This window comes from Croceibacter sp. (genome assembly GCF_002716225.1).
Lineage (GTDB): Bacteria > Bacteroidota > Bacteroidia > Flavobacteriales > Flavobacteriaceae > Croceibacter > Croceibacter atlanticus.
Genome location: NZ_PAZX01000013.1, coordinates 427,470 through 452,405, shown reverse-complemented (window position 1 = coordinate 452,405; position 24,936 = coordinate 427,470). Strand labels below are relative to the sequence as shown.

Below are 24,936 nucleotides of genomic sequence, written 5' to 3'. Positions count from 1 at the left end.
AAACCAAAGATAGCAAACACACAGGGAATTTCCGATAGGAAATTCCGCCGTAATGAACTATAGCCGTTGTTGTAAAACGTTATTTTATTTTTATTAGTTCAAATTGATAGCTTCTGTCCATCCAAGTGGTTTTTAGGAAAACAGATTCACTACTATTAGTTAATATTTCATATTCATAGACATCTCCATTTTTACTAAATTCCTTTTTCATTGGGTCATTACTTTCTTTAAAAAGTAAATCAAACTCGCAATTTTCTTTCCATTTTATATTCAGAAGAGAGTAGGTTTTTCCGCTTTTCATACGTTCCAAAAACATATCATTTGATATAGTAACAAACGTTGTGTCCACGATTCCGCTTTCTGGTCTTTCAGTCAGATAATAGAAGTCTCCTTTTTTCAAATCTTCGCAATTCAAATCTGGTTGTTTATCAACTTTTTCTTTGTCTCCAACAACACCAGATGGAAAGTTATCTAAAACATAAGGACATTCTTTAATCATTTTAGCGCCGATTTTATTTCCGACTTCTTCCATATTGATGTCTTCCATTGTTTCTGCTTTATAATGTTCTTTGATTTCTTTCCAATTATTTATCAGCAAATCCTCAAAACAAGGTCCAATTTCATTGGCATTTTTCACTTCTTGTTTTTCAATACACTTGCATAATTTTTTAGATAGTTTCTCAATAATGTCCTGTGCTGATAGATTGTAACTTGTTCCAAGTAAAAGGATAGATATTGTGATTATGCGATAAGATTCTTTCATAATGTTTTACAACTCGTTTATATGCGTAACTATACTCAATTATGCATTTTAAGGATTAAATATAAGGCTTTCAAAACAATACCCATTTAAAGCCATTTACAAACACTTATAAATGTTTCCAAATGGGAATAGTCGTTTTTAATTGGTATTTGGTAACATAAAAAAACCTCATCAAAATGATGAGGTTAACCTAGTGTTTATTAAGTGTTGTGCTTGTAGGTGTTAATAGCCAAAATAATCTATATAGGTATTTAAGTCTTTATCACCACGACCACTTAAGTTTACCACAACAATCTCATCGGGCTTAAAGGCTCTAGTTTCAAAAATAGAAAGTGCGTGAGAGGTTTCAATAGCTGGTATAATGCCTTCGGTTTTAGAAAGAAACAAACCTGCTTTCATAGCAGCTTCATCTGTAATGCTTATAAATTCTGCTCGGCCACTTTTATAAAGGTGTGCGTGCATTGGTCCAACGCCAGGATAGTCTAAGCCTGCAGAAATAGAGTAGGGTTCAGTAATTTGCCCGTCATCGGTTTGCATTAAAAGTGTTTTGCTTCCGTGTATAATGCCTTCTTTACCTAAGGCAGATGTTGCGGCGCTTTCTCCAGAGTTTACTCCTTTTCCAGCAGCTTCAACAGCTATAATATTTACACTAGGCTCATCTAAAAAGTTATAATATAATCCTGCCGCATTACTACCGCCACCAACACAAGCAACAACGTGATCTGGCAATTCTGTACCTTCTTTTTCTTGTAACTGTAATCTGGTTTCTGCAGATATCACACTTTGAAAACGTGCCACCATATCTGGATATGGGTGCGGCCCAACTACAGATCCTATAATATAATGCGTATCTGTAGGATTGTTAATCCAATCTCTTATGGCTTCATTTGTGGCATCTTTTAGGGTTTTACTGCCAGACTCTGCTGGTATTACCGTAGCGCCCAACATTTTCATACGTGCCACATTTGGTGCTTGGCGCTCAATATCTATAGCGCCCATATATACAATACACTCCAATCCCATAAGTGCACAAACGGTAGCTGTTGCCACACCATGTTGTCCGGCACCGGTTTCTGCAATAATCCTGTGTTTACCCAAACGTTTAGCCATAAGGATTTGCCCAATAGTATTGTTTACCTTGTGAGCTCCTGTATGACATAAATCTTCACGTTTTAAATAAATCTTTGTGTTGTAATGCTTAGAAAGGCGCTCTGCAAAATATAAAGGTGTTGGCCTGCCCACATAATCTTTAAGCAGTTTTTTAAACTCTGCTTTAAAGTCGGCATCATCCATAATCTTAAGATATTGAGAGCGTAACTCTTCTACATTGGGATATAGCATTTCTGGAATATAGGCACCACCAAAATCGCCATAATAGCCTTTTTCGTTTACTTGGTAAGATTGTGTTGTTGTCATTTGTATTGTGTTGCTTGGCGCCAAACTACTGCTTATTAGCAAAACGTTTGCACGCCATTATATTAGTTGTTCTTTTTTTAGTTGTTCCTTAAACCTGCTTAGTAATTCTATATTTTTTAAGCCTGGTTTATCTTCAAACTTGCTATTTACATCAATAGCAGTAATGGGTAGCTTTAGTTTTAAAAGGGCTTTTAACTCTTCAATATGTTCAATACCAATACCACCACTTAAAATTATTGGGGTAGTACTTTGATAGTCTTTTAAAACAGACCAGTTAAATGTATAACCGTTGCCACCTTTGTCTTTTCCTTTAGTATCAAACAAAAATGCATCTACATAAGCTTCAAAATCTTTTAAAACATCAAAATTAAAATGATCTTTTATGCTGAATACTTTCCAGAGTTTTAAAGGTTGTAATGAGTGGTCTGAGTGTATTGCAGCAGTGAGCGACTTGATAAATGTTACAGATTCTTCGCCATGAAGCTGAATGACATTTAAGTTGAAGGCCTTACATTGTTTAATTATAAAATCTACTGAAGCATTTACGAAAACACCAACGTTTTTAGTTGTTTTTATACTGTTGGACTCTGGCAGTAAACTTTCAATATGCGAATGCGATACATATCTTGGCGATTTTTCATAAAAGATAAAGCCCAAATAGTCTGGCTGAAGCCTTGCTACTTCATCAGTATTGTGTAACATTCCGCAAACTTTTAGGGCCAAACTCATAGTGTTAGTTTATAGCGTCTATAAATGTTTTAGTATCATCATAAGGCGAATTGGTTTTCATAAGCTGTTCGCCAATTAAAAACCCTTCAAACCCATATGCCTTTAATTCTGTAATTGTTTTTGGGGAGCTAATACCGCTTTCAGAAACACGTACAAAATCATTAGGAATGCGTTTAGACAGTTCTTTGCTGGTATTAATATTGGTTTCAAAAGTTTTTAGGTTCCTGTTGTTTACACCTAATAAGTTTACAGATGGTAATAGAGATTTTTCTAACTCTTCTTCATTGTGAACTTCTAAGAGAACCTCTAATCCTAAAGATTGTGCAAACTTAGACAGGTTTTTAAGTTCTTGCTTTCGTAATGCTGCAGCTATAAGTAAGATAACATCTGCGCCATTGGCCTTTGCTTCTAATATTTGGTATTCTTCAATAATAAAATCTTTACGAAGTACAGGTATGGTCACACTTGCTCTTGCTAACAAAAGATCATCTAAAGAACCACCAAAAAATTTATTGTCTGTTAATACAGAAATGGCACTTGCACCAGCTTCTTGATAGCCTAAGGTTACATTTTGTACGCGAGCATTCATATTTATGGCAGGCTTGCTCGGAGATCGTCTTTTAAACTCTGCAATAATGCCAGAACCGTTTCGTATTGCACTAGTTATAGATACAGTCTTGCGGTGAAACAATGCCATTTTCTCAAACTGGCTAGCAGGAACAACTTGCTTTTTTAAATTAAGTTCAGATATTTTATTTGCAATTATATCGTCTAAAATGGTCTTCATACTTAGTTTTTACTTAGTGTTATTAAGGTTTCTAGAGCATTTAGACCTTTGCCAGACTCTAAACTTTCCTTAGCCAACTCAAATCCTTGTTTGGGGTTTAAATGTTTTGCAGTGGCAATGGCCATTCCTGCGTTGGCGCAAACTACGTTATTTTGTGCTTCTGTACCACGTCCTGAAATAACATCCATAAATATCTTTGCAGATGCTGCTACAGAGTTTCCGCCAGAGATATGTTCTGCCTTTAATGGCTGCACACCAAAATCTGATGGTTTTAGCATAAGCTCTGTATCATTTCTTATGGCTTTTGTAGTACCTGTTAAGGCAATTTCATCATAACCATCTAAAGCATGTAAAATAGTGAAATTCTTATCTGTTTTTTGGTACAGGTAACCGTACATTCTTGCCAGCTCTAAATTAAATACACCCACAAGTTGATTTTTAGGAAATGCAGGATTTACCATTGGCCCCAACATATTAAAGAATGTTTTTACCGCCAATGCCTTGCGTATTGGTGCCACTTCTTTCATCGCTGGATGAAATAAAGGTGCGTGTAACACACAAATTCCTGCCTTGTCTATACAGCGTTTTAAAAAATCTGTGTCATTACTAAATTTTATTCCTAAATGTTCCATCACATTACTACTTCCGCAAGAAGATGAAACTCCGTAGTTACCGTGTTTAGTGACATTAACACCAGCGCCAGCCGTTACAAAAGATGATAGTGTAGAGATGTTAAATGTGTCTTTACCATCGCCACCAGTACCACAAAGGTCTATAGGATTATAGTCTTTTAAGTTTACAGCTATACATAAATCGAGTAGGGCATCTCGAAAACCTTCCAGCTCTTCAACAGTTATACTTCGCATCATATACACCGTTAGGAAAGATGCAATTTGGCTGCTGTTGTATTTGCCTTCAGAAATATTTACCAACACATCTCGTGCTTCTTGCTTGGTAATGGTTTCGTGGTTTATGAGTCTGTTTAAAAGTTGTTTCATCTAATTACTATTAGGAATTTGCNATTGGTCTGCTTGGTNTTGAGTGGTAATTNTCTATAGGTTGATAAGGATGTTTNTTTCTAACTATTCACCCAGTTTTTAATCATNGTTTTTCCGTCTGGTGTTAAGACACTTTCTGGATGGTATTGNACGGCACAAATATCAAAATCACGATGTCTTAGAGACATNATTTGTCCGTTTTCATCTAAGCTGGTAACCTCTAAAGCATCTGGNAAATCTTCTTTAGAAACGACCCAAGAATGGTAGCGGCCTACTTTAAATGTAGAGTTTAAGCCCTTAAAAAGTGGCTCATTNGTTACNGTTAAAGTTACATTNGTGGCAATACCATGAAANACATTGTTAAGGTTGGTAAGCTTGCCGCCAAACACCTCGCCAATGGCTTGCTGGCCTAGGCATACACCAAAAATAGGCTTGGTAGCAGCATAGGTTTTTATAATGTCTTTTAAAAGACCAGCTTCATCTGGAATTCCTGGTCCTGGCGATAGTAAAATCTTGTCATACGCTGCTAAGTCNTCAATATTTAATTGGTTGTTTCTTAGTACTGTTACTTGGCAATCTAGNTCTTCTAGGTAGTGCACCAAATTGTAAACAAAGCTATCGTAGTTATCTATAACGACTATTTTTTTCATAGGTAGTAATTAATCTAAATACTTCTTTTAAAGAATTCGTTCTGCGGTTTCTAAAGCNTTGTTTAAAGCTCCTAATTTATTGTACACTTCTTGTAATTCACTTTCTTCATTACTTTCAGACACAATTCCTGCGCCAGCCTGAAAATGTAATTCGTGGTGCTTGCTTAAAAAACTTCTAATAATAATGGCGTGGTTAAAGTTACCTTTAAAGTCCATAAANCCAATGGCGCCACCGTAAAACTCTCTGCTGCTTTTTTCATAGCTTTCAATAAGTTTCATNGCATTATGTTTTGGTGCACCACTAAGTGTTCCTGCCGGAAAAGTATCTGCAACAACCTGCATNGTACTCGTTTTGTCGTGCTTTTGTCCAGTAACTTTGCTTACCAGGTGAATAACGTGAGAGAAGAATTGGACTTCTCTATACGTTTCAACAGTAACATTATTTCCATTTCTGCTTAAGTCGTTTCTAGCAAGATCTACCAACATAACGTGTTCGGCATTTTCTTTTTCATCGGCACTTAATTTTTTAGCAAGTTCTGCATCCTGTTCATCATTTCCAGTACGCTTAAATGTACCTGCAATAGGATGTATTTCTGCCTTNCCTTCCTTTACCACNAGNTGTGCCTCTGGAGAACTTCCAAAGATCTTGAAATCACCATAATCAAAATAGAATAGATAAGGTGACGGATTTACACTTCTTAAGGCGCGATACACGTTAAACTCATCTCCCTTAAATTTTTGAGAAAAGCGTTTAGATAATACTATCTGAAACACATCACCACGTTGGCAGTGNTCCTTTCCTTTTCTTACTAAGGCTTTATAATCTTCATCTGNAATATTTGTGGTAACCTCACCATCTTTCTTAAAATTGAAAGATGCAAAGTTCTTTGTTCTGAGTAGTTGCTCAATAGCCTCTAAGTTACTGTCTGTATTATAGCAATGCGCAAATATGTAAACCTCATTATTAAAATGGTTAAAGGCAATAATGTTTTGGTATACCGCGTAATAAATATCTGGTATTTCTAAGTTATTAGCTTTCTTAGCAATGTCTATATCTTCAAAATAACGCACTCCATCATAAGCAATGTAACCAAAAAGGCCATTATTTGGGAACTTATGTTCAGAAGTTTCTGCATCAAATAATTTTGAAAATGCTTCAATCTCTAGTGGGACATTAGTAGTCTTATTTATTGAAGACTGTTCTTTTGTGCCGTCTGGAAACTGTTTGGTAATTTCTTCATTTTGTATATTTATTGAAGCAATCGGGTTGCAGCATATATAACTAAATGTATTATCATTTGCTCGGTAATCACTACTTTCTAATAAAATACTGTTAGGAAAACGATCTCTAACTTTTAGGTATACAGAAACTGGTGTAATAGTGTCTGCAAGTATTTTAGTGCTGTAAGTTTTAAGTTTGTACATAGGTATAAAAAAATAAAAGCCTGTCGTGACGACAGGCTTTTGGTATTGTATTTACATACTAAGCGTGGCTCACGACTATTGTCTAGAGTTGTTCCACCACCAAGATGTATTGTTTGCTTTCATAATATGCGCCAAATATACTCAGGATTATAATGTTTTAAAACTATTTTAGATAATTTTAAGATAAGATTCCTATGTAAACTTAAAATACGTCGTACATCTATTAAAAACGGCACATTTCTAAATGCAAAGTTTAAAACTTAAGAGTTACGTCTAATTCAAAATTATCTGAAATAGTATTGTCTCCTAAATTGTCGAAAAAGCTACCACTACCATAACGTACACCATATTTTGTACGATCTATTTTTAAAGATGTTGTTGCTGTATCTTCATTTAAGTTAAGTACAAAGTTTACAGGTTCTGTTATATCTTTAATAGTTAAGTCTGCCGTTACGTAATGTCCTTCACTTGTTTTTTCTGCAGACGTAATTACTAGTTTAGATGTNGGAAAATTGTTTACTCCAAAAAAATCGTCAGACTTTANGTGGCCTTCAAGTTTTCCTTTAGATTCTCCAGTAAGATCTGTAACGTTAATAGAAGTCATATCTATTACAAATTCGCCACCTATAATTNTGTCGTCTTCTAANTGAAGTGTGCCACTTGAAAANTGAATTGTACCTGTATGNGNTCCAGTTATTTTNTTTCCTTTCCACACTACAGTGCTGTCTTTAATGTTAATGTCCTTGTTCATAGTTGTAAATGCTAGAGTTGTAAAAATTAGAGTTATGGCAAAAGCGCCTTTTAAAATTTTANTTGTCATTGTGNTTTNGGTTTAAATTAATAATAGTTGTATATACAACAGTTGAGTTAAATTTTTTGATTAGTCGTTTTTTTTCATTTTTAAAAGGAGTGAGGTAAGCTTTATTTTTTCTTCTTTAGTTAAAGCATCTGTCATTTCCTTTTCGTGTTTTTCTAAAATAGGGTCAATAACATCAAGCAAGGCTAAGCCCTTTTTAGTTATGGTAATATTTACTTTTCTTCGATTATTAGGACACGTAACCCTAGATGTAAGACCTTTAGCAATAAGTTTATCTACAAGTCTTGTGGTGTTGCTCATCTTGCTAATCATACGTTCTTGAATGTCTGATAAATTAGCTGGNTTTCCTTTTTGTCCTCTTAGGATGCGNAANACATTAAACTGTTGCATAGATATATCATGTGGTTTAAAGACTTCTTGAATAATATCATTAGCCCACACGTTAGATTTAAATAATTCTATGACAAGTTTTTTGCTTTCCATACTACAAATGTATAAACAATAGTTGTATATACAAATGAANATGAATTATTTTTTATGTGTTGAATTAATTTATANAAAGAANCAATGTTTTAAATCAAATAATAATTCTTAAAAAATTAAACAATTTGTAAAATTANAAGTCAAAAATTAATTATGACTGATAATTGTATAATAAATTAACAAGTTAAGCTAAACTTCTGTTAAACATTATGATGGTCTGCTAATAGGTGTTACATTAGTTGAAAATTTGAAGATGAAGTACGTTTTAATGGCATTATTTATAGCGACTTTGGTGTCTTGTAAGGCAGACAAAGAAACGCCAGAAGCAATAGATAATTATAATGATGCAGCCTCAGATATTACAATTACCTCTTATGATTATAATGGCTTTAAACCATTCTTAGAAAAACAGGACGGTAAAGTACATATCATTAATTTTTGGGCAACTTGGTGTAAACCTTGTGTTGAAGAATTGCCTTATTTTGAGATGATTAATTCTCAATATTCTAATGAAGATGTTACGGTAACATTGGTAAGTTTAGATATGCCAAGTATGGTAGATGGTCACGTAATTCCTTTTGTAAAAAAGAATCAGATAAAGTCTGATGTTATTCTTTTAGATGATCCTGATGCTAACTTTTGGATTAGAGATATTAATGCACAGTGGACAGGAGCAATTCCTGCAACAATTATTTATAAGAATGGAAAGCAAAAGTTTTATGAGCAAACCTTTACTTTCAACCAACTTCAAAAAGAATTAAAATCATTTCTATGAAAACTTTAAAAATTTTAACCGTATTTACAATTGTCGTTGCAGGAATTGCACTTGCTGCAGACCAATTTATAGGTTTTGATGCTATTACATCATCAAAAACCAATGGCTATGCAATAGGTGACGCTGCAACAGATTTTTCTCTTAAGAATGTAGATGGAAATATGGTATCTCTTATAGATTATAAAGACGCCAAAGGATTTATAGTCATATTTACGTGTAATCACTGTCCTTATTCTGTTGCCTATGAAGATAGAATTATAGCATTAGACAAAGCCTTTAAAACAAAAGGATACCCAGTAATTGCCATTAACCCAAACAACCCTGAAGCTTATCCAGATGACAGTTATAAAAAAATGATAGAACGTTCTGTAGAAAAGGGCTTTACGTTTCCATATTTATTTGATGATGGTCAAACCATATATCCTCAATATGGTGCAACCAAAACACCACACGTTTATGTTCTAGAAAAAGTTGGTCAGGAAAATATTGTAAAATATATAGGCGCAATAGATAATAATTACAAAGATGAAAAGCTGGCAACCGATAAATATGTTGAAGATGCTGTAAACGCACTTCTAAACAACGAACCAGTTAAAGTAGAAACTACACGAGCGATAGGATGTAGTATTAAATCTTAAATAAAACACCGATTAAAATTAAAAGCCTTGTGTAAAATACAAGGCTTTTTTTATGCGGTATTTTGTATTTTTGAAAAAACTTAAAACTATGATTCTTGACCAGTTATATACCAAGTGTCTAGCAGAAGCTACATACTATATCACATCTGGAAAAGAGGCGGCTATTGTTGATCCTTTAAGGGAAACAGAACCTTATCTTGAACGATTAAAAAATGATGGTGCCACTTTAAAATATATTTTCCTTACCCATTTTCATGCAGACTTTGTTTCTGGTCACGTAGATTTGGCCTTAAAGACAGGCGCACGTATTGTTTTAGGACCAAATGCAACTGCAGCTTATGAGTTTCATCAAGCTAAAGATGGTGAGATCTTTACATTGGGAGACTTAAAAATAAAGGCATTGCATACGCCAGGACATACAATGGAAAGTACGTGTTATCTGTTGTTTACAGAAAAGGGAGAACAACATGCAATCTTTACAGGAGACACCTTATTTATAGGAGATGTAGGACGACCAGATTTAGCAGTAAAAAGCGACCTGACAACTGCAGACCTTGCAGGCTACCTATATGAGTCTTTACGAAACAAAATTATGCCGTTGGATGATCATATTATAGTATATCCAGCACATGGTGCAGGATCTGCTTGTGGAAAGAATATGAGTTCTGAAACCTATGACACCTTAGGCAGTCAAAAAAAGCTTAACTACGCTTTAGATTCTAAACTTTCGAAAACTGAGTTTGTAAATATGACTACAGAAGGTTTAGCAGAACCACCACAGTATTTTCCCTTAAACGTAGCAATGAATAAAGCGGTAAACTCGACTATAGATTCTATTTTAGGTTCTGGAACAACCGCACTTTCACCGTTGGAGTTTCAAAACTTAGCGCGCCAGGAAGATGTTTATATTTTAGATGTAAGAACTCCAAATGACTATGCAAAAGGCAGTGTGAAAAATGCTTGGTTTATAGGGTTAGATGGTACTTTTGCACCTTGGGTAGGCGCGTTAATAGAAGACATTCATCAAAAAATTATTCTTATAGCACCAGAAGGCAGAGAAGCAGAAGCTGTTACAAGATTGGCTAGAGTAGGCTATGATAATACTTTAGGTTATTTATCTGGAGGTATGGCCGCTTGGGAACAAGCAGGTTTTCCAGTTGAAAAAACAGGAAACATATCTGCTCAAGAATTTGTAGATGGTATTCAACTTGGAGAGATTAAAAATCCTTTAGATGTTAGAAAAACACCTGAATATGATACGAAGCATATAGAAGATATTACACTATTACCATTAGATGATATTCATAAGAAATTATCTTCACTACAACCACAATCTACGTATCATGTACATTGTGCTGGAGGTTACAGATCTATGATATTCTCATCTATCGCTAAATCTAAAGGATATCTAAACATGGTAAATGTAGAAGGCGGATTTGGAGCCATTAAAAAAACTAATTTAAAATCGTTGAACTTAGTTTCAACTTCAACAATAGACTTATAACATGGAGAATTTAACAAATGAACAATGGCAAGAACGTCTTGCAAAAGATGAAAATGCTGTAGTATTAGATGTGAGAACTCAGGAAGAAGTAGATGAAGGTGTAATACCAAACGCACAACATTTAGATATTTACGATAGTGCCGGTTTTATGCAAGGTGTTCAAGAAATGGATAAATCTAAAAGCTATTATGTGTATTGCAGAAGTGGTGGAAGAAGCCAACAAGCCTGTATGCTTATGAACCAAATGGGTATTGAGAATACCTATAATCTTAAAACTGGTTTTTCTGAATGGGATGGCGAAACCTCTAAACTATAACCAATGCTTAGAACATATATTAAAACTATATTGATTGTTTTGGGTTTTGGGTTATCCTCTTGTAACTCTCAAACTACAGAAGTTATTACTGTAGTAAATGAAGAGGAGTTTAATACTTTACTAGCCAATAACAGTAATGCACAACTTATAGATGTTAGAACAGTAAATGAGTTTAATAACGGATTCATTAATAACGCAGAAAATATAGTTTATGATGCTAACTTTAAAAATAAACTGGAAGCATTAGATAAAACGAAACCTGTAATGGTGTATTGCAAAAGTGGAGGTAGAAGTGCTAAAGCATCAAAAATTCTCGAAGCAGAAGGCTTTAAAATAGTATACGACCTAGATGGTGGTTATGATAATTATAGAAAAAAGGCTCAATAAAAATTGAGCCTTTTAAATATGAAAACTTTAATATCCCGCATTCGTATTATTACATAACATCTCTTACAAATTATGTGGTGCGTTCTATTAGTTCAAATATAACAGAACTATAATTTACTATGTGTTAACGAAATCTTAATAATTCACGCTAATTATATAACTGTTAAATATTAATGTATTTAAACATACTAAAAGTGTACTTAAACGAGTAGTGTTAAAATTAATTTTAAGACAATCTTTAATTAGCTTGTTTGCCTGTGAATAATTTCTGAAGACACTATTGTTCTTTTATTTGTCACATTTTGAGACAATTGATTTAATAGTTGTAATGCGGCTATTTCACCAATTTTAAACCCATGTTGATTAATCGTACTTAATTTTGGAGACATATGTTCTGCAATTTTAGTATTTGCATAACCAATAAGTGCTATGTCTTTCGGTATCTGTTTGTTTAGCTCTTTAGTCATTTTATGAGCACCTAAAGAAGACTCTTCATCTAATGCAATTATAGCGTCTATCTCAGGATTGGAAGTTAAGAATGATTTAAAGTCGCTTTCCACAGTAGGTGATGTTGTTTTTAGCACAATCTCTAATTGAGCCTCATTACTAAATTCTTCAAGCGCTTTTTTGTAACCTTCATAGCGTTCTTTACCTACATTTAAATTTTGTAATGTAGTAACTAATGCTATATGTTTCTTGCCTTTAGTTTTGAGATAAGAAGTAGCCTCATAAACCGCTTGTTTATCATTTCCTATAACTGTATTGCTTTCTATGGCTTCGGCAACACGATCAAACATTACAATTGGCTTTTTAAGAGCTAAGGCATTTTTGTAGTGTTCTACATCTTTTAATTGTTGAGTTTCTTCAGCAACTGAAATTATAAAGCCATCAACTAATCCATTTGCTAAGCTGTTTAAATGCTGCTTTTCTTTTTTGTGAGATTCATTGGTAATACTAATAAGGATATTGTAACCTGTATTTTCTATGGTTTGCTCAATACCATTAAGAACATTATTAAAAAAATAGTTTTGAATACTCGGCAAGACAACACCTATTGTCTTTGTCTTCCCAGATTTTAAATTTACAGCAACTTTGTTAGGTTGGTAGTTATATAATTTGGCAACTTCTTTAACTCTATCTTTTGTGAGTTGACTTATCTCGCTACTATCATTTAAAGATTTTGAAATGGTAGAAATAGATAGATTTAAAATCTTAGATAGACCCTTTAAGGTAATGTTGCTATTTGATGCCATAATAATAAAATATAACAGTAAATATACCACAAGCCTCTTAAGTATGCATTAGGCTTGTGGTATATAAGTTTTAATGGCTGTGTCCTGCACTACCTTTTTTAAGTTCTGCCATAAGATAATAGGCATTATTATAGGCAAATTTAGAATCTGGTTTAGGAGTTTCAAGAAATGATATGGCTGTCCAGTTACCATCTGTAGTACCAGTAATAACCTCTACAGGTTTTAAACTCCAATCTTCACCTTCTTTTTCAACGCTAAAAATATAATGTTTACCGCCATCTTCTATAATAGCAGATTCTGGTATTGCGGTAAGCTGTGTAGCATTAGCTTCTATACGACCTTGAATATACATTCCTGGTATAAGGTTGCCTTCCTTATTTTCTATTTCTGCGTGAACATGTAAGGCTTTTGTTTCTTGTTCAAAAGTTTTGCCTATGGAATAAATTTCTGCGGTAAGCTCCTTATCTGGCATAGACTGTATATTGAAACTTACCTTTTGTCCAATTTTTAATTGATGCACATCCTTTTCAAAAACCATTAAATCTGCGTGAACGTGATGTGTGTTTACCACTTCGAATAATGGCGTTTGAGGTTCTACATACTGTCCAGTTTTAACTTCAACTTTTTGTACAAACCCTTCAATCGGACTACGTAATGCAACACGTTGGTAAATAGTTCCATTTTCTATACCAGTTGCACTAATATTTAATTGTCTTAACTGTGCCTTCAGCCCATTTGCTTTTGCTTTAGAAGCTTTAAAGTTAGCTTCGGCTTTTTCGAAATTAGCACCGCTACCTACACCAGCATCATATAGTTTCTTTTGGCGTAAATAGTCCTTCTCTAAAAATTCTGAATTACTGTATGCATTTAAATAATCGGTTTGAATTTGAATAATATTAGGATGAGATAAAAAAGCCACAGTTTCTCCTTTTGCTACTTTATCACCTTCAATAACTTCAATTGAAACAACATTTGCTCCAACAGCCGTAGTAATTTCTGCTTCATTTTGTGGTGGCACTTCTAAGGTTCCGTTAGCTTCTATGTAGCCACTCATAGTTCTTACCTGTAAAGTGTCTGCTTGCATTTGTAAAGCATTATACTGCTGAGGTGTTAACATAACATCGGTCATTGTGCCTTCTGTATGTTCTGTGTGTGTGTCTTCTTGCTTTGTCTCTTTAGTATTGCAAGCACCTATTAAAAGTAGACTGCTAAGCAAGACTATTCTGTTTAAATTTATAATTGATGTCATAATTATCGCGTGTAATATTGTAATTGAAATAATGATATTAAATACTGGTCTAACGCTTGTAAAGCATGTAGCTCAACATCTATAGCTTCTTTAATAATTTGTGTGAAAGCAGCATAATCTATAGCGCCTTCTTTATAAGCTAGTAATGCGCCATCACGTTGTTGTTTTGCAAGTTGTAAAGCATCATCTTTATAAAATTCCCAAGATACCTTGTTCGTGTTATAACGTTGTAATGCTTGTTGTAACTTAGAGGTGAGTAGCTCTTGTTTATAAGACGCATTTAATTGCACAATTTGAGTATTTACTTTTGAAGCTTTAGCTAAGCTTTGTTCTTCTCCAGATAATAATGGTATGCTAATTCCTGCTTGATAACTGTAAAATCCAGAGTTGCCATTAACGCGTTGCAAACCACCTTGAATATTAAATTTTGGAAGTAAATCTGCTTTTGCAGCTGTGTATGCGGCTTCTGTTTTGTCTAGTTCCTTGCTTACTAGCAAAAGTTCAGGATGATTTAATAATCCTTCAGCAGTTGGTAATGCGGTTAATTTTTGCTCAACAAGAGCATCTGGAACAGTATAAGATTCTTTTGAAGCTAACCATAAATTTAAATGCTCTAAGGAAATTTGAAACTCACTTTCATACTGTCTAAATGAATTTGAAATTTGAAGCGCTTGGTTTTTAGCTGAAGCATATTCTAATTTTGAAATAGATTCAACTTCATAATTTAAGCTTACAGCAGATAAAAATGTACCATATGCACTATCTAGCTCCTTATATAAATTTAGTTTCTGGTTAGCCACGTATGCAGTTGCCCAAGCTTTTTTTACCTCTAATTCCAGTTGTAATTCAGAAACTAATAACGCAGATTCTGCAACAGCAACTTTCTGCTTTAGAAGCTTATTTTTGGCAGAAATCCCTAGTAAATCTATGTTTTGTTGGCCAAGACCAATTGGTGTATAAATACCACGATTGTCCCCAATTTCTTCTCCACTTGTAAAAACTTTTGTGGTTCCTAAATCTAGAACATTGCTTTTAAAAGATTCTTGTTTGGTTATCTCTAACGCTTTAGCTTTTAGTAGCGGAAAATTTTCTTTAGACATTGTTACCGCTTCCTCCAAAGTAATAACGGGTTGTTTCTCTTGTGAATGCCCTGCCAATGGAAAAAACAAGCACGCAACTATACTAAGTAACATAGCATATTTTGGTTGAAGTTTTATAGATCTAAACGAGCGTTGTTCTACCCAATGATAGCATATTGGTAAAATAAATAAGGTGAGTAATGTAGAGGTAATAAGACCTCCAATTACTACTGTTGCAAGTGGACGTTGTACTTCAGCTCCTGCAGAAGCTGAAATGGCCATTGGTAAAAAGCCTAAAATATCTGTAAATGCAGTTAATAATATAGGTCTAATTCTTCGTTTTGTCCCTTGTAAAATTCGGTCTTTAAGATTGGTGACACCTTCTTCCTTAAGTTCATTTAAACCGCTCACCATAACTAAACCATTTAGCACAGCAACGCCAAATAGCACAATGAAACCTACACCTGCAGAAATGCTAAAAGGCATACCTCTTAACCATAAAGCTAAAATACCTCCAATAGTTGCCATTGGTATGGCCAAGTAAATCATTACGGTTTGAGGAAATGATTTTAATGCAAAGTAAATAAGTACAAATATGAGCACTAAAGCTATTGGTACAACAGTTTTTAGTTTAGAGCTGGCACGTTCTAAATTTTCAAATGCGCCACCATATCTTATAAAGTATCCTGGTGGTAATTCAAATTTTTCATCTAATACGTTTTGAATTTCTAAAACAACAGACTGTACATCTCTATCTCTTATATTAATACCAACATAGGTTCTTCTATTCGTGTTATCTCTGCTAATTTGCATAGGACCTGGCTCGTAGCTAATCTTGGCCACTTCTCTAAGTGGTATTTGTGAGCCATTAGGTAAATTAACAAAGAGGTTTTGTAAGTCTTCAATCCTAGTCCTGTTGTCTTCTGAAAATCTTACTACAAGATCAAACCGTTTTTCTCCTTCAAAAATAACGCCTGCTTTACCACCTGCAAAAGCAGTTTGTAATGTGGTGTTTAATTCATTTATATTAAGCCCATATTGTGCAACTTTTAAACGGTTGTATTTAACTGTAATTTGTGGTAAACCATCTGTAGCTTCAACTTTTAAGTCTGCAACACCTGGAATATTTGAAATTAGAGCACCCATTTCTTGAGCCTTGCTAGCAAGAATATTAAGGTCTTCACCAAACAGCTTAATAGCAACATCTTCTCTCACGCCAGTTAAAAGCTCATTAAATCGCATTTCGATAGGTTGCGTAAACTCATAATTAACACCTGGTAAAATGCTTATTTCCTCTTTAATTTTATTTAAGAGTTCATCTTTAGAGCCTGTAGTAACCCATTCTTCTTGTGGTTTTAAAATAATAAAGACGTCTGCAATATCCATAGGCATAGGATCTGTAGGAACATCTGCCACGCCAATCCTGCTAATTACAGATTGTGCTTCGGGAAATTTTGCTTTTATTATGCGTTCTACTTTAGTAGTCGTTTCAATAGTTTCAGAAAGGGAACTGCCTGGTTTTAAAATTACATGAAATGCTATGTCTCCTTCATCGAGTTGTGGTATAAACTCGCCACCCATCTTATTAAATAAAACTATTGTTATTCCAAATAATAAAATGGCAGACCCGATAATGAGTTTACCATGTTTTAATGCAGTTTTAAGTAGCGGTTCATATTTTTTCTCAATCCATAAAACTACTTTGTCTCCAAATGATATCTTGTGTTCTTTGGGAATTTTAAGAACTAATGCGGAAACCATAGGCACATAGGTTAAACATAACAACATTGCACCAATCATAGCAAAGATGAAGGTAAGTGCCATTGGCTGAAACATTTTGCCCTCAACACCTTCCAGAGCCAGAATAGGTAAAAACACTATAAGTATAATAAGTTGACCAAAAAATGCTGCATTCATCATTTTTTTAGATGATTTTGCGGCGATTTCATCTGTAGTTACTACAGATTCGGTTTTATTTTTACGAGCATATCTATACATTAAAAACACGGTAGACTCGACAATAATTACAGCACCATCTACTATAATTCCAAAATCTATTGCTCCTAAGCTCATAAGATTTGCCCACACATTAAAAACGTTCATTAATATGAAGGCAAATAATAATGAAAGTGGAATAGTGGACGCTACTATTAATCCGCCACGCCAATTTCCTAGCAATAGGACAAGCACAAAAATTACAATGAGACCACCTTCCAGTAAATTTCTTTTTACTGTGCCGGTAGTTTCTGCAATAAGTTCACTTCGGTCTAAAAAGGGTACAATGCGAATACCTTCGGGTAAAGATTTTTGAATTTCGGTAATACGTGCGGTTACATTTTTAATAACTTCATTAGAGTTTGCGCCCTTTAGCATTAAAATCATACCTCCAACAGCTTCACCTTTGCCATCTTTAGTTAAGGCACCATATCTTACATTTTTTCCAATACGTACAGAACCTACATCTTTAATTTTAATAGGAATACCATCTCTATTAGCCACAACAATGTTTTCTATATCTAAAACTGTTCTGGCAAGACCTTCACCTCTTATAAAATTTGCTTGTTTGTTGCGCTCAATATAAGCGCCACCTGTATTTTGATTATTCTGCTCTAAAGCATGAAAGAGTTCTGTGATAGAAATATTTAAAGCTTTAAGGTTACTTGGGTTTACAGCAACCTCATATTGTTTTTTATTGCCTCCAAAAGCATTAACCTCTATAACACCTGGCACCATAGCCATTTGGCGGCGCACAATCCAGTCTTGTATAGTACGTAGCTCTGTAATATCATAATTGCCTTTATACGCATCATCTACTTCTAAAGTGTATTGATAAATTTCTCCCAAACCAGTTGAGATAGGTCCCATTGCTGGTTTACCAAATCCTTCAGGTATTTGTTCTTGAACTTCTGGGAGTTTTTCTGAAACTAATTGTCTTGGTAAGTAAGTGCCTATGTCATCATTAAAGACAATGGTTACTACAGAAAGACCAAATCTGGAAACAGACCTTATTTCTTCAACATTTGGTAAGTTGCTCATGGCAATTTCAACCGGATAGGTTACAAATTGCTCTATATCTTCTGTACCAAGGTTTGGAGATTGAGTGATTACTTGTACCTGGTTGTTAGTTATGTCGGGTACAGCATCAATAGGAACTTGGGTTATACTCCAAATGCCAGCACCAATAAGTGCTAGTGTAAATAACCCAATGATGAATTTATTATTGATTGAAAAATCAATGATTTTATTAATCATGGAAATTGAATTTGTTCAGTTATAATTTAAATTCCTCTATTATTTAAAAAAGAGAAATCTCGATTGGACGTAGGTGTCCCTATACTGAATTAAACTCGTGGTGGTTGTAGGATAGAAGTGTTGTAGGTATTTACGTGACCTTCAAAATAGATGAATACATCTTGAAATACTAGTGGAATAGCAGGCTCAAGATTAGGTAATTTAAAATCTATGGTATGTATTTGGCAACAGTGACAAATACAAAATGGCGAACAAATATCTGTATCACTATGATCATGTGAATCTGTACTTTGTACCTCTTGACAGGTTTCATAAGTATCTTCTTTAGGCTCTGGTTTGTCATCTCCACAAGGGACAAAGTTTAGAGCCAGCATATAAAAAGATAGTATGACAGTAATATATTTCACACTGTAAATATAAGAATAATAACGAGTGTGTTTAAGTGGTGCTTTTAGATACTGTTATTTAATTTTCTGTAATGTCTGTTATTCCTAATGTATTGTAAAGCTTAGCTAACGCAGTAAGTTGTTTAACCGAAAGCGTATTTTCCTTAAGCTTAGCACTAATTAGTTTTTGCTCTCTAGAGTTTATTAAAAACAGAGAGCTTTCTCCCAAGCCAAATTTTCGTTCTTCTGCAGATACCAAGACAGAATAATTAACTACAATATCTTTAATTAAGGAATACTGAGTGCTAAGCGAATTAATCTCAAGGTTAATTGCTTCAATCTTATTTTTAAGGCTTAGTGATACGGCTTGATTTTCAAGCTCTGCATCGGCTAGTTTTAGGTTAGCTAATTTTAAATCACCACGTTCTTTTCTTAACAATATTGGTACACTTACATTTAGTGCTGCTTTATAATTTGCAGTATTAAAGCTGTCTAGATTATCATATTCTGTAGATAAAAAATTGTATTGCAAATTTACCTTAGGTAGTAGTTTGTTAATTTTTAAATTACGATCTACTTCTAATCTGCCAATTTTAGCCTCCAAACTTCTTAGTTTAGGATGATTTTCTTCTAATAAATTAGTATTTGTAATACCACTTAGGATTAAGTTTTCTTTCAGAATTTCTAAGCTTGGTATTTCCGGTGTTACTGCATCTTCAATTGTTAAGGGAACATTTTCTAACCATAAAAAGTTTGATGCTTTTAATTTTGCCTTTCTTCTTTTTAAACGTGCCGCTTCTAACTCCAACGTCCTGTTTTGTACCGTAATCTTTGCTTCTGTAATATCTATTTCTGCTTTATCACCTTCTTCTACACTACGTGTAATTGCTTGAAGTCTGGTAGTAGAGTTTTCTAAAAAACTTTCGTAAATACGTTCTTCCTGCCAGGCTTCTATCCATTCAAAATAGGCGAGGCTTGCGTTGTACAACACATTGTTTACAAGAAGGTCTCTATCTGCTTTAGATTGTAATAAGAAGTATTTTGCCTTTTTTAACGACGCCATTCGTTCATTAATTAAAAAGCTTTGTGCTAAAGAAAAGGATATGCCTGCACTATACAAACCATCTTCTGGGACAGTAAAACTTGGGTCTAAAAATTCGCCAGAATTATCTTCAAAGTTTCCTTTAAACTCTATGCCATACCACGTTGGAATTTTAAATGCAGTATTTAATTTATCATAATATGTGGTGCCTTTAAATTTCTTTCGTGTATAATCTACCTCAATCTTAGGATCAAACGCACCTCTAGCTTTTAAGAGGTTTGCTTCTCCTACAGAAAGCGTTAAGTTAGCCTGTTTAAATAATGGATGGTATTTCTTTACAAAAGCGAGATATTCTTCAAAAGAAATAGATTCATTTAAAGTTGGCTGTGCAAAACCACAACCCATAAAAGCTAAAATAACTAATACTGTTTTTAAGTATTTAGACATGCGATTTAAAATTTATTTAGATGTAGTTGCAGTTTTTGGGGTATAATAATCTGGTGGAAATCCATTAATTTTTCGCCATAATTCATACCAGATAGGCACATCATTTAGCAGTGCTATGGTGCGTGCGCCAGAACCAACCCTAACATTTTTTGGCCAAGTTTCCTTTGTTTCATCTGGAGCTATTAGGACTCTAAACTTTCCGTTAGGACTTATAAATGTTTCAACCGCGACAACCTTTCCTCCATAAGTTCCAAAAGAGGCATCTGGCCAACCGCTAAAAACAATGGCAGGCCAACCATCAAACTGCACTCGTATTTGTTCTCCTACATGAATTAGAGGCAGATCAATAGGTGCAACGTAGGTTTCTACAGCTAAATCATAGTCTGATGGCATAATACCAACCAATTGTTCACCTTCTTTAAATGTTTCCCCAATACCAGCTCTAATAGCTTTATTAATGTATCCATTTTGAGGCGCCAGGATAAACCTCATTTTATCCCTTAACTCATAGTTGGTTGAAGCATTTTCAAGTTTTGATATTTGTGCCTCTGTATCATACTGTGCAGAAGATGCCGTGTACTTGTCACTTTGTGCTTTGCTAATTTTATCTGCATATTCTGCACTGGTACGTGTTATGTCTATTCGTGCATTTATAAGATCGTTTTTACTAGCTAAGAGTTTATTTTCTTGGCTAATAAGTTTAGCTTCTGTTTCTTGTAGTTTTAAGCGTTTGTCTTCAACATCTGCAGTAGATTTAAGTCCTTCCTCCTGCAAGGTTACCGTTCGGTTATATTGTTTCTCTGCAATATCCTTATTGGTTTTGGCAGCAATAAGATCTATACTATCACTTTTAACCTTGTATTGGGCTTGTTTTAATTTATTTTCTGCTTGTTCTATTTTTAATTGACGTTCGCTTCTTAGTGCAGAAACCTGATTGTCTAATGCTTTTACTTTTTCCTTGTATGAGGATAGTGCATTTGTTTTTGCATCACGTTGTTCCTTTGTTCGTAATACTAAGTTAGGATCCTGATATTCATTTTTTATTTCAGAAATAAATAGAATTGTGTCTCCTTTATTTACGTAATCTCCTTCTCTTACAAACCATTCTTCTATACGACCAGGAATAGGAGACTGTATAGTTTGTGGGCGTTGCTCAGGTGTGAGTGTGGTAACTGCACCTGTTCCTGTAACTGTCTGCGTCCAAGGTAAAAATAGAATAATGATGCCTATAATTGCAAAGGTGAACAGAAACTGATTAAAGTATTTAAAATGCCTTATATGATGCGCCTTTGTAAACGCTGAATATTTAGACAAATTCACCTTTTTGTTAAGCTGATTATGTGAGATGTTAAGCATATATATAATCTTAAGATGAAGTGTTAACTTTATGTAGAGAAAGCTGCTTATTGCATACGTCTTCCCAATCGGTATGTTTTCCAGAAACAATTAGAAGCCAATCTCTATTTGGATCTGATAAAAATTGAATTAGTTCTTGAGCCTCGTGATCTTCAAAATGCTCTAATGCATCTTTTAAAATTAATATCTTAGGATTGTGCACTATAGCTCTTGCTATAAGTAGCCTTTTTGAAACTGTATGCGGAATTTTTTGACCTTCAGAAAAAATAAAATCTTCTATGCCTCTTGGTTGTTTTCGTACAAACTCTAAAAGACCTACATCTCTAATGGTTTGGTTAACCTTGTCAATAGAAATGTTTGTGTTGCCTAATGTTATGTTTTCTAAAATACTACCTTCAAAAGGCATTTGTTCTGGTAATACTTGCCCAATTTGAGATCTGTATGTATTCATGTGCATGCCTTTTATATTAAAGTCATTTACATAAATAGATCCTGATGTTGGTTCAATAATTCCTGAAAGTAATTTTAATAGTGTTGTCTTTCCAGAACCAGATGGACCATCTATAAAAACTCTGTCTTTAGGATTTAATTCTAAATTTAGATTTTGTAAAACAGTGTCTCCAGTGCCACCAACATAGCTCACATTATCTAGTGAAATGGTAGCCTCTTTATTACTCTTAAAAGGATTTGTGCCATCTTGTGACTCTAATTCTTTGTCTACTACTTGACCAATTTTTTCTAAGGAAGTTAAGACGTCATAAAAACTTTCTAAACCAGTAACCAATTTTTCAACTGAATTAATTACTAAAAGAATTATAATTTCTGCAGCCACAAATTGACCAATATTCATTTCTTGGTTTAGTACCAAAAGACCTCCTATAAGTAACAATCCAGCTGTAACCAATACCTTAAAACCTATCATCTGCACAAATTGAAGCATTAAGATTTTAAAGTGTGTTTCTCTAGACTCAAGGTAAGACTCGGTTAGTTTGTTATTTCTGTCCATTGCTAAAGATGTGTTCCCAGAAAGTTTAAAACTTGTAATTGAACGTGCAATCTCCTGAAGCCAATGTGCAACAGCATACTTGCTTTTAGATTCGTTTAAACTAGATATAAGTCCTTTTCTAGCTGTAAGATTAAACACGATATATACCATAATAACGAGCAGTAAACCATAAATAATAAAAAATGGATGGTAAAGTGAGAGCAGTATTAGCCCAAATATTATTTGAAGTATTGCAGCAGGAAAGTCTAATAAAATTTTAGCTAAGCCCTTCTGAACAGTAAGTGTGTCAAAAAACCTATTTGCTAATTCTGGCGGATAATAGTGGTTAAATTCACTCGATTTTATTTTAGGAAACCTATATGCAAACTCAAAAGAAGACCTTGTAAAGATCTTTTGTTGCATATTTTCAAGAATACGTATTTGCATAACTTGAAGTATACCTTGAAAGGCAACGCCAACTGTAACTAAAATTACTAAAATTATCCACGATGTAGATACTTGAGCACCTTGTATAAGGTTTACAATAGCTTGTATACCTAACGGAAGCGTAAGTGCTACTAATCCTGAGAAAATAGCATAATAAAAGATTTGCCTAAGATCTCTCTTGTCTAATTTTAGCAGATTTACAAACCGCTGCCAAGGAGTCATATCTTTATTCATCGAGATTAATATTTAATGTTTTAAAAATTAAATGAGAAAAGTAAGCTGTAGGTTTTGTTGCTTCATTACAATCTGTGATTGTTGGAAAATGATCTGCTAAGAAATATTGATGTAAAGAACCCTCAACCAATGTACTAGCTAATGATGCAGGATATGGGTAGTTTTTATCTACTTCTACAATACAATCTTTAATACGAGAAATGAGTCTTTTGTAAATTGAAAAATATCCTTCCTTGTTTTCTATATCAACTTCCTTTGTCAGAAAAGATTTTGAATATTCACTGATGACTATTTTGTTTAAAAGCATCTCATTAATATGAGAGAACTTAGAGTCGTTTTCTGTTTTTTTAGAGACTATCTCTATAACCTTCTCTAACTTCTTTACATTATTCTCTATGCTATAGGTTTCAAATACAATTTGATACTCTATCCAAGCCCAATACCAAGATGTTAAATAGAGTAGGAGCTTATGCTTGTTTTCAAAATACCTATAAATAGAGCTTTCGTTTGAGTTTATCTTAAGTCCTAATTTTCTAAAAGTAAATGCTTCAAAGCCTATTTCATTAATTAAAATGATACTGTGCTCCACGATACGCTTACCAAGATCTGATGTTTCGGGATCTTTTAAATACGTTTTATCGTTAACTTTAATTTGAAGTGTTTTTAGTAATTCCTTCATCATGCATTAATTATGCACAAATATAATAGTAATACTATTAGTGTGTATGTATTTTGCTATTAATTAACAGTTGTGTAACTTTTAATTTTGTGTTAATAAATGGTTTAGCTTCTTTGCCTGTAATTAATATTAAAAATCAAAAAAACCATCAACAAACACTGTATAAACAAGTGTTTGTTGATGGTTTTATTATAATTGTGACCGCGAAGGGATTCAAACCCCCAACCCTCAGAGCCGAAATCTGATGCGCTATTCAGTTGCGCCACGCGGCCTTTTAAGTCTTAAAGTTCTTAATGTTTAAAATTTTGGTAATTACGCCAACTTAGATTTAACTATTGTAGAAATAGTTTTACCATCTGCTTTTCCAGAAAGTTGACCACTAGCCATTCCCATTACTTTACCCATATCTGCCATAGAAGATGCGCCAGTTTTTGCAATGATATCTTCAACAACTTTAGCAATTTCGTCTTCACTCATTTGCTCTGGTAAAAAGCTCTCAATAACTTTTGCCTGCTCTAATTCTGGTGCTGCAAGGTCTTCTCTTCCTTGTTCTAGATAAATAGCGGCACTGTCTTTACGTTGTTTAACTAATTTTTGAAGCATTTTTAATTCTTGTTCTTCAGAAATTTCTTCTTTAGAACCTGTTTCGGTTTGCGCTAACAGCAATGCCGATTTTATTGCACGAAGACTGGTTAAAGCGTTTTGATCTTTAGCCTTCATAGCTTCTTTCATCTTCGTCATTACATCTGCAGATAAGCTCATAATTGTTTGTTTTAGATAGTGCGAATATAAGAAATAGGAGTCAAAAAAAATCCGCTTCTTATAGGAAGCGGATTGTT

The 24,936-nt window shown here is 33.9% G+C and carries 23 protein-coding genes and 1 tRNA gene; 5 read left to right on the top strand and 19 right to left on the bottom strand.

Annotated elements, in window-relative coordinates:
• Positions 1-79 precede the first annotated feature (79 nt).
• From CL818_RS11875 to CL818_RS11835, 9 genes are all read right to left on the bottom strand, one after another.
• Positions 80-763, bottom strand: a complete 684-nt coding sequence (locus tag CL818_RS11875; protein WP_272973461.1) for a hypothetical protein — start codon at positions 761-763, stop codon at positions 80-82.
• A 222-nt stretch (positions 764-985) separates the two neighbouring features.
• Positions 986-2,179, bottom strand: a complete 1,194-nt coding sequence (gene trpB, locus CL818_RS11870) for a tryptophan synthase subunit beta (protein ID WP_272973462.1) — start codon at positions 2,177-2,179, stop codon at positions 986-988.
• Between the two features lie 57 nt (positions 2,180-2,236).
• The gene (locus CL818_RS11865; RefSeq protein WP_272973463.1) at positions 2,237-2,908 is read right to left on the bottom strand and encodes a phosphoribosylanthranilate isomerase; all 672 of its coding nucleotides are present in this window, start codon (positions 2,906-2,908) and stop codon (positions 2,237-2,239) included.
• A 4-nt stretch (positions 2,909-2,912) separates the two neighbouring features.
• Positions 2,913-3,695 (bottom strand): indole-3-glycerol phosphate synthase TrpC, encoded by a 783-nt coding sequence (gene trpC, locus CL818_RS11860; protein WP_272973464.1) that lies wholly within the window; start codon positions 3,693-3,695, stop codon positions 2,913-2,915.
• Positions 3,696-3,697: 2 nt separating this feature from the next.
• A complete protein-coding gene (gene trpD, locus CL818_RS11855) occupies positions 3,698-4,693 on the bottom strand; it encodes an anthranilate phosphoribosyltransferase (RefSeq protein ID WP_013187039.1) in 996 nt (331 codons plus the stop codon).
• Positions 4,694-4,773: 80 nt separating this feature from the next.
• Positions 4,774-5,343, bottom strand: a complete 570-nt coding sequence (locus CL818_RS11850) for an anthranilate synthase component II (protein WP_286973144.1) — start codon at positions 5,341-5,343, stop codon at positions 4,774-4,776.
• A 27-nt stretch (positions 5,344-5,370) separates the two neighbouring features.
• Entirely contained in the window at positions 5,371-6,768 is a 1,398-nt protein-coding gene (locus CL818_RS11845) for an anthranilate synthase component I family protein (RefSeq protein WP_286973143.1), read from the bottom strand.
• 253 nt (positions 6,769-7,021) lie between these two features.
• The gene (locus CL818_RS11840; protein WP_502692254.1) at positions 7,022-7,519 is read right to left on the bottom strand and encodes a YceI family protein; all 498 of its coding nucleotides are present in this window, start codon (positions 7,517-7,519) and stop codon (positions 7,022-7,024) included.
• Positions 7,520-7,648: 129 nt separating this feature from the next.
• A complete protein-coding gene (locus tag CL818_RS11835; RefSeq protein WP_502692253.1) occupies positions 7,649-7,975 on the bottom strand; it encodes a MarR family winged helix-turn-helix transcriptional regulator in 327 nt (108 codons plus the stop codon).
• 346 nt (positions 7,976-8,321) lie between these two features.
• Between CL818_RS11835 and CL818_RS11830 the strand changes: the two genes are divergently transcribed.
• The 5 genes from CL818_RS11830 to CL818_RS11810 all read left to right on the top strand — a co-directional run bounded on the left by CL818_RS11830 (position 8,322) and on the right by CL818_RS11810 (position 11,688).
• On the top strand, positions 8,322-8,843 hold the full coding sequence (locus tag CL818_RS11830; protein WP_013187044.1) for a TlpA family protein disulfide reductase: 522 nt from the start codon (positions 8,322-8,324) through the stop codon (positions 8,841-8,843).
• Positions 8,840-9,481 (top strand): thioredoxin family protein, encoded by a 642-nt coding sequence (locus tag CL818_RS11825; RefSeq protein ID WP_272973468.1) that lies wholly within the window; start codon positions 8,840-8,842, stop codon positions 9,479-9,481. Before CL818_RS11830 ends, CL818_RS11825 begins: the two co-directional genes overlap by 4 nt.
• Before the next feature lie 88 nt (positions 9,482-9,569).
• Entirely contained in the window at positions 9,570-10,985 is a 1,416-nt protein-coding gene (locus CL818_RS11820) for an MBL fold metallo-hydrolase (RefSeq protein ID WP_272973469.1), read from the top strand.
• A 1-nt stretch (position 10,986) separates the two neighbouring features.
• A complete protein-coding gene (locus CL818_RS11815) occupies positions 10,987-11,301 on the top strand; it encodes a rhodanese-like domain-containing protein (protein ID WP_013187047.1) in 315 nt (104 codons plus the stop codon).
• A 3-nt stretch (positions 11,302-11,304) separates the two neighbouring features.
• Positions 11,305-11,688 carry a rhodanese-like domain-containing protein gene (locus CL818_RS11810; RefSeq protein WP_272973470.1) on the top strand — a complete coding sequence of 128 codons (384 nt, stop codon included), beginning with the start codon at positions 11,305-11,307 and terminating at the stop codon, positions 11,686-11,688.
• A gap of 242 nt (positions 11,689-11,930) precedes the next feature.
• On the opposite strand, the gene CL818_RS11805 is transcribed toward CL818_RS11810, so the two are convergent.
• The 10 genes from CL818_RS11805 to CL818_RS11760 form a co-directional block, all read right to left on the bottom strand.
• A complete protein-coding gene (locus CL818_RS11805) occupies positions 11,931-12,941 on the bottom strand; it encodes a LacI family DNA-binding transcriptional regulator (RefSeq protein WP_272973471.1) in 1,011 nt (336 codons plus the stop codon).
• 70 nt (positions 12,942-13,011) lie between these two features.
• A complete protein-coding gene (locus CL818_RS11800; protein ID WP_272973472.1) occupies positions 13,012-14,190 on the bottom strand; it encodes an efflux RND transporter periplasmic adaptor subunit in 1,179 nt (392 codons plus the stop codon).
• A gap of 2 nt (positions 14,191-14,192) precedes the next feature.
• Complete coding sequence (locus CL818_RS11795; RefSeq protein WP_286973138.1) at positions 14,193-18,521, bottom strand: CusA/CzcA family heavy metal efflux RND transporter; 4,329 nt, start codon at positions 18,519-18,521, stop codon at positions 14,193-14,195.
• An 89-nt stretch (positions 18,522-18,610) separates the two neighbouring features.
• On the bottom strand, positions 18,611-18,928 hold the full coding sequence (locus CL818_RS11790) for a DUF6660 family protein (RefSeq protein ID WP_041240937.1): 318 nt from the start codon (positions 18,926-18,928) through the stop codon (positions 18,611-18,613).
• A gap of 58 nt (positions 18,929-18,986) precedes the next feature.
• Complete coding sequence (locus tag CL818_RS11785) at positions 18,987-20,396, bottom strand: TolC family protein (protein ID WP_272973474.1); 1,410 nt, start codon at positions 20,394-20,396, stop codon at positions 18,987-18,989.
• A 12-nt stretch (positions 20,397-20,408) separates the two neighbouring features.
• The gene (locus CL818_RS11780) at positions 20,409-21,752 is read right to left on the bottom strand and encodes an HlyD family secretion protein (protein WP_041240938.1); all 1,344 of its coding nucleotides are present in this window, start codon (positions 21,750-21,752) and stop codon (positions 20,409-20,411) included.
• A gap of 10 nt (positions 21,753-21,762) precedes the next feature.
• The gene (locus CL818_RS11775; RefSeq protein ID WP_272973475.1) at positions 21,763-23,418 is read right to left on the bottom strand and encodes a peptidase domain-containing ABC transporter; all 1,656 of its coding nucleotides are present in this window, start codon (positions 23,416-23,418) and stop codon (positions 21,763-21,765) included.
• The gene (locus CL818_RS11770; protein WP_272973711.1) at positions 23,411-24,097 is read right to left on the bottom strand and encodes a TetR/AcrR family transcriptional regulator; all 687 of its coding nucleotides are present in this window, start codon (positions 24,095-24,097) and stop codon (positions 23,411-23,413) included. The genes CL818_RS11775 and CL818_RS11770 overlap by 8 nt, the downstream gene beginning before the upstream one ends.
• 198 nt (positions 24,098-24,295) lie before the next feature.
• Positions 24,296-24,369 (bottom strand) — tRNA-Arg (locus tag CL818_RS11765).
• 40 nt (positions 24,370-24,409) lie between these two features.
• Complete coding sequence (locus CL818_RS11760) at positions 24,410-24,859, bottom strand: GatB/YqeY domain-containing protein (protein WP_272973476.1); 450 nt, start codon at positions 24,857-24,859, stop codon at positions 24,410-24,412.
• Between the last annotated feature and the right edge of the window lie 77 nt (positions 24,860-24,936).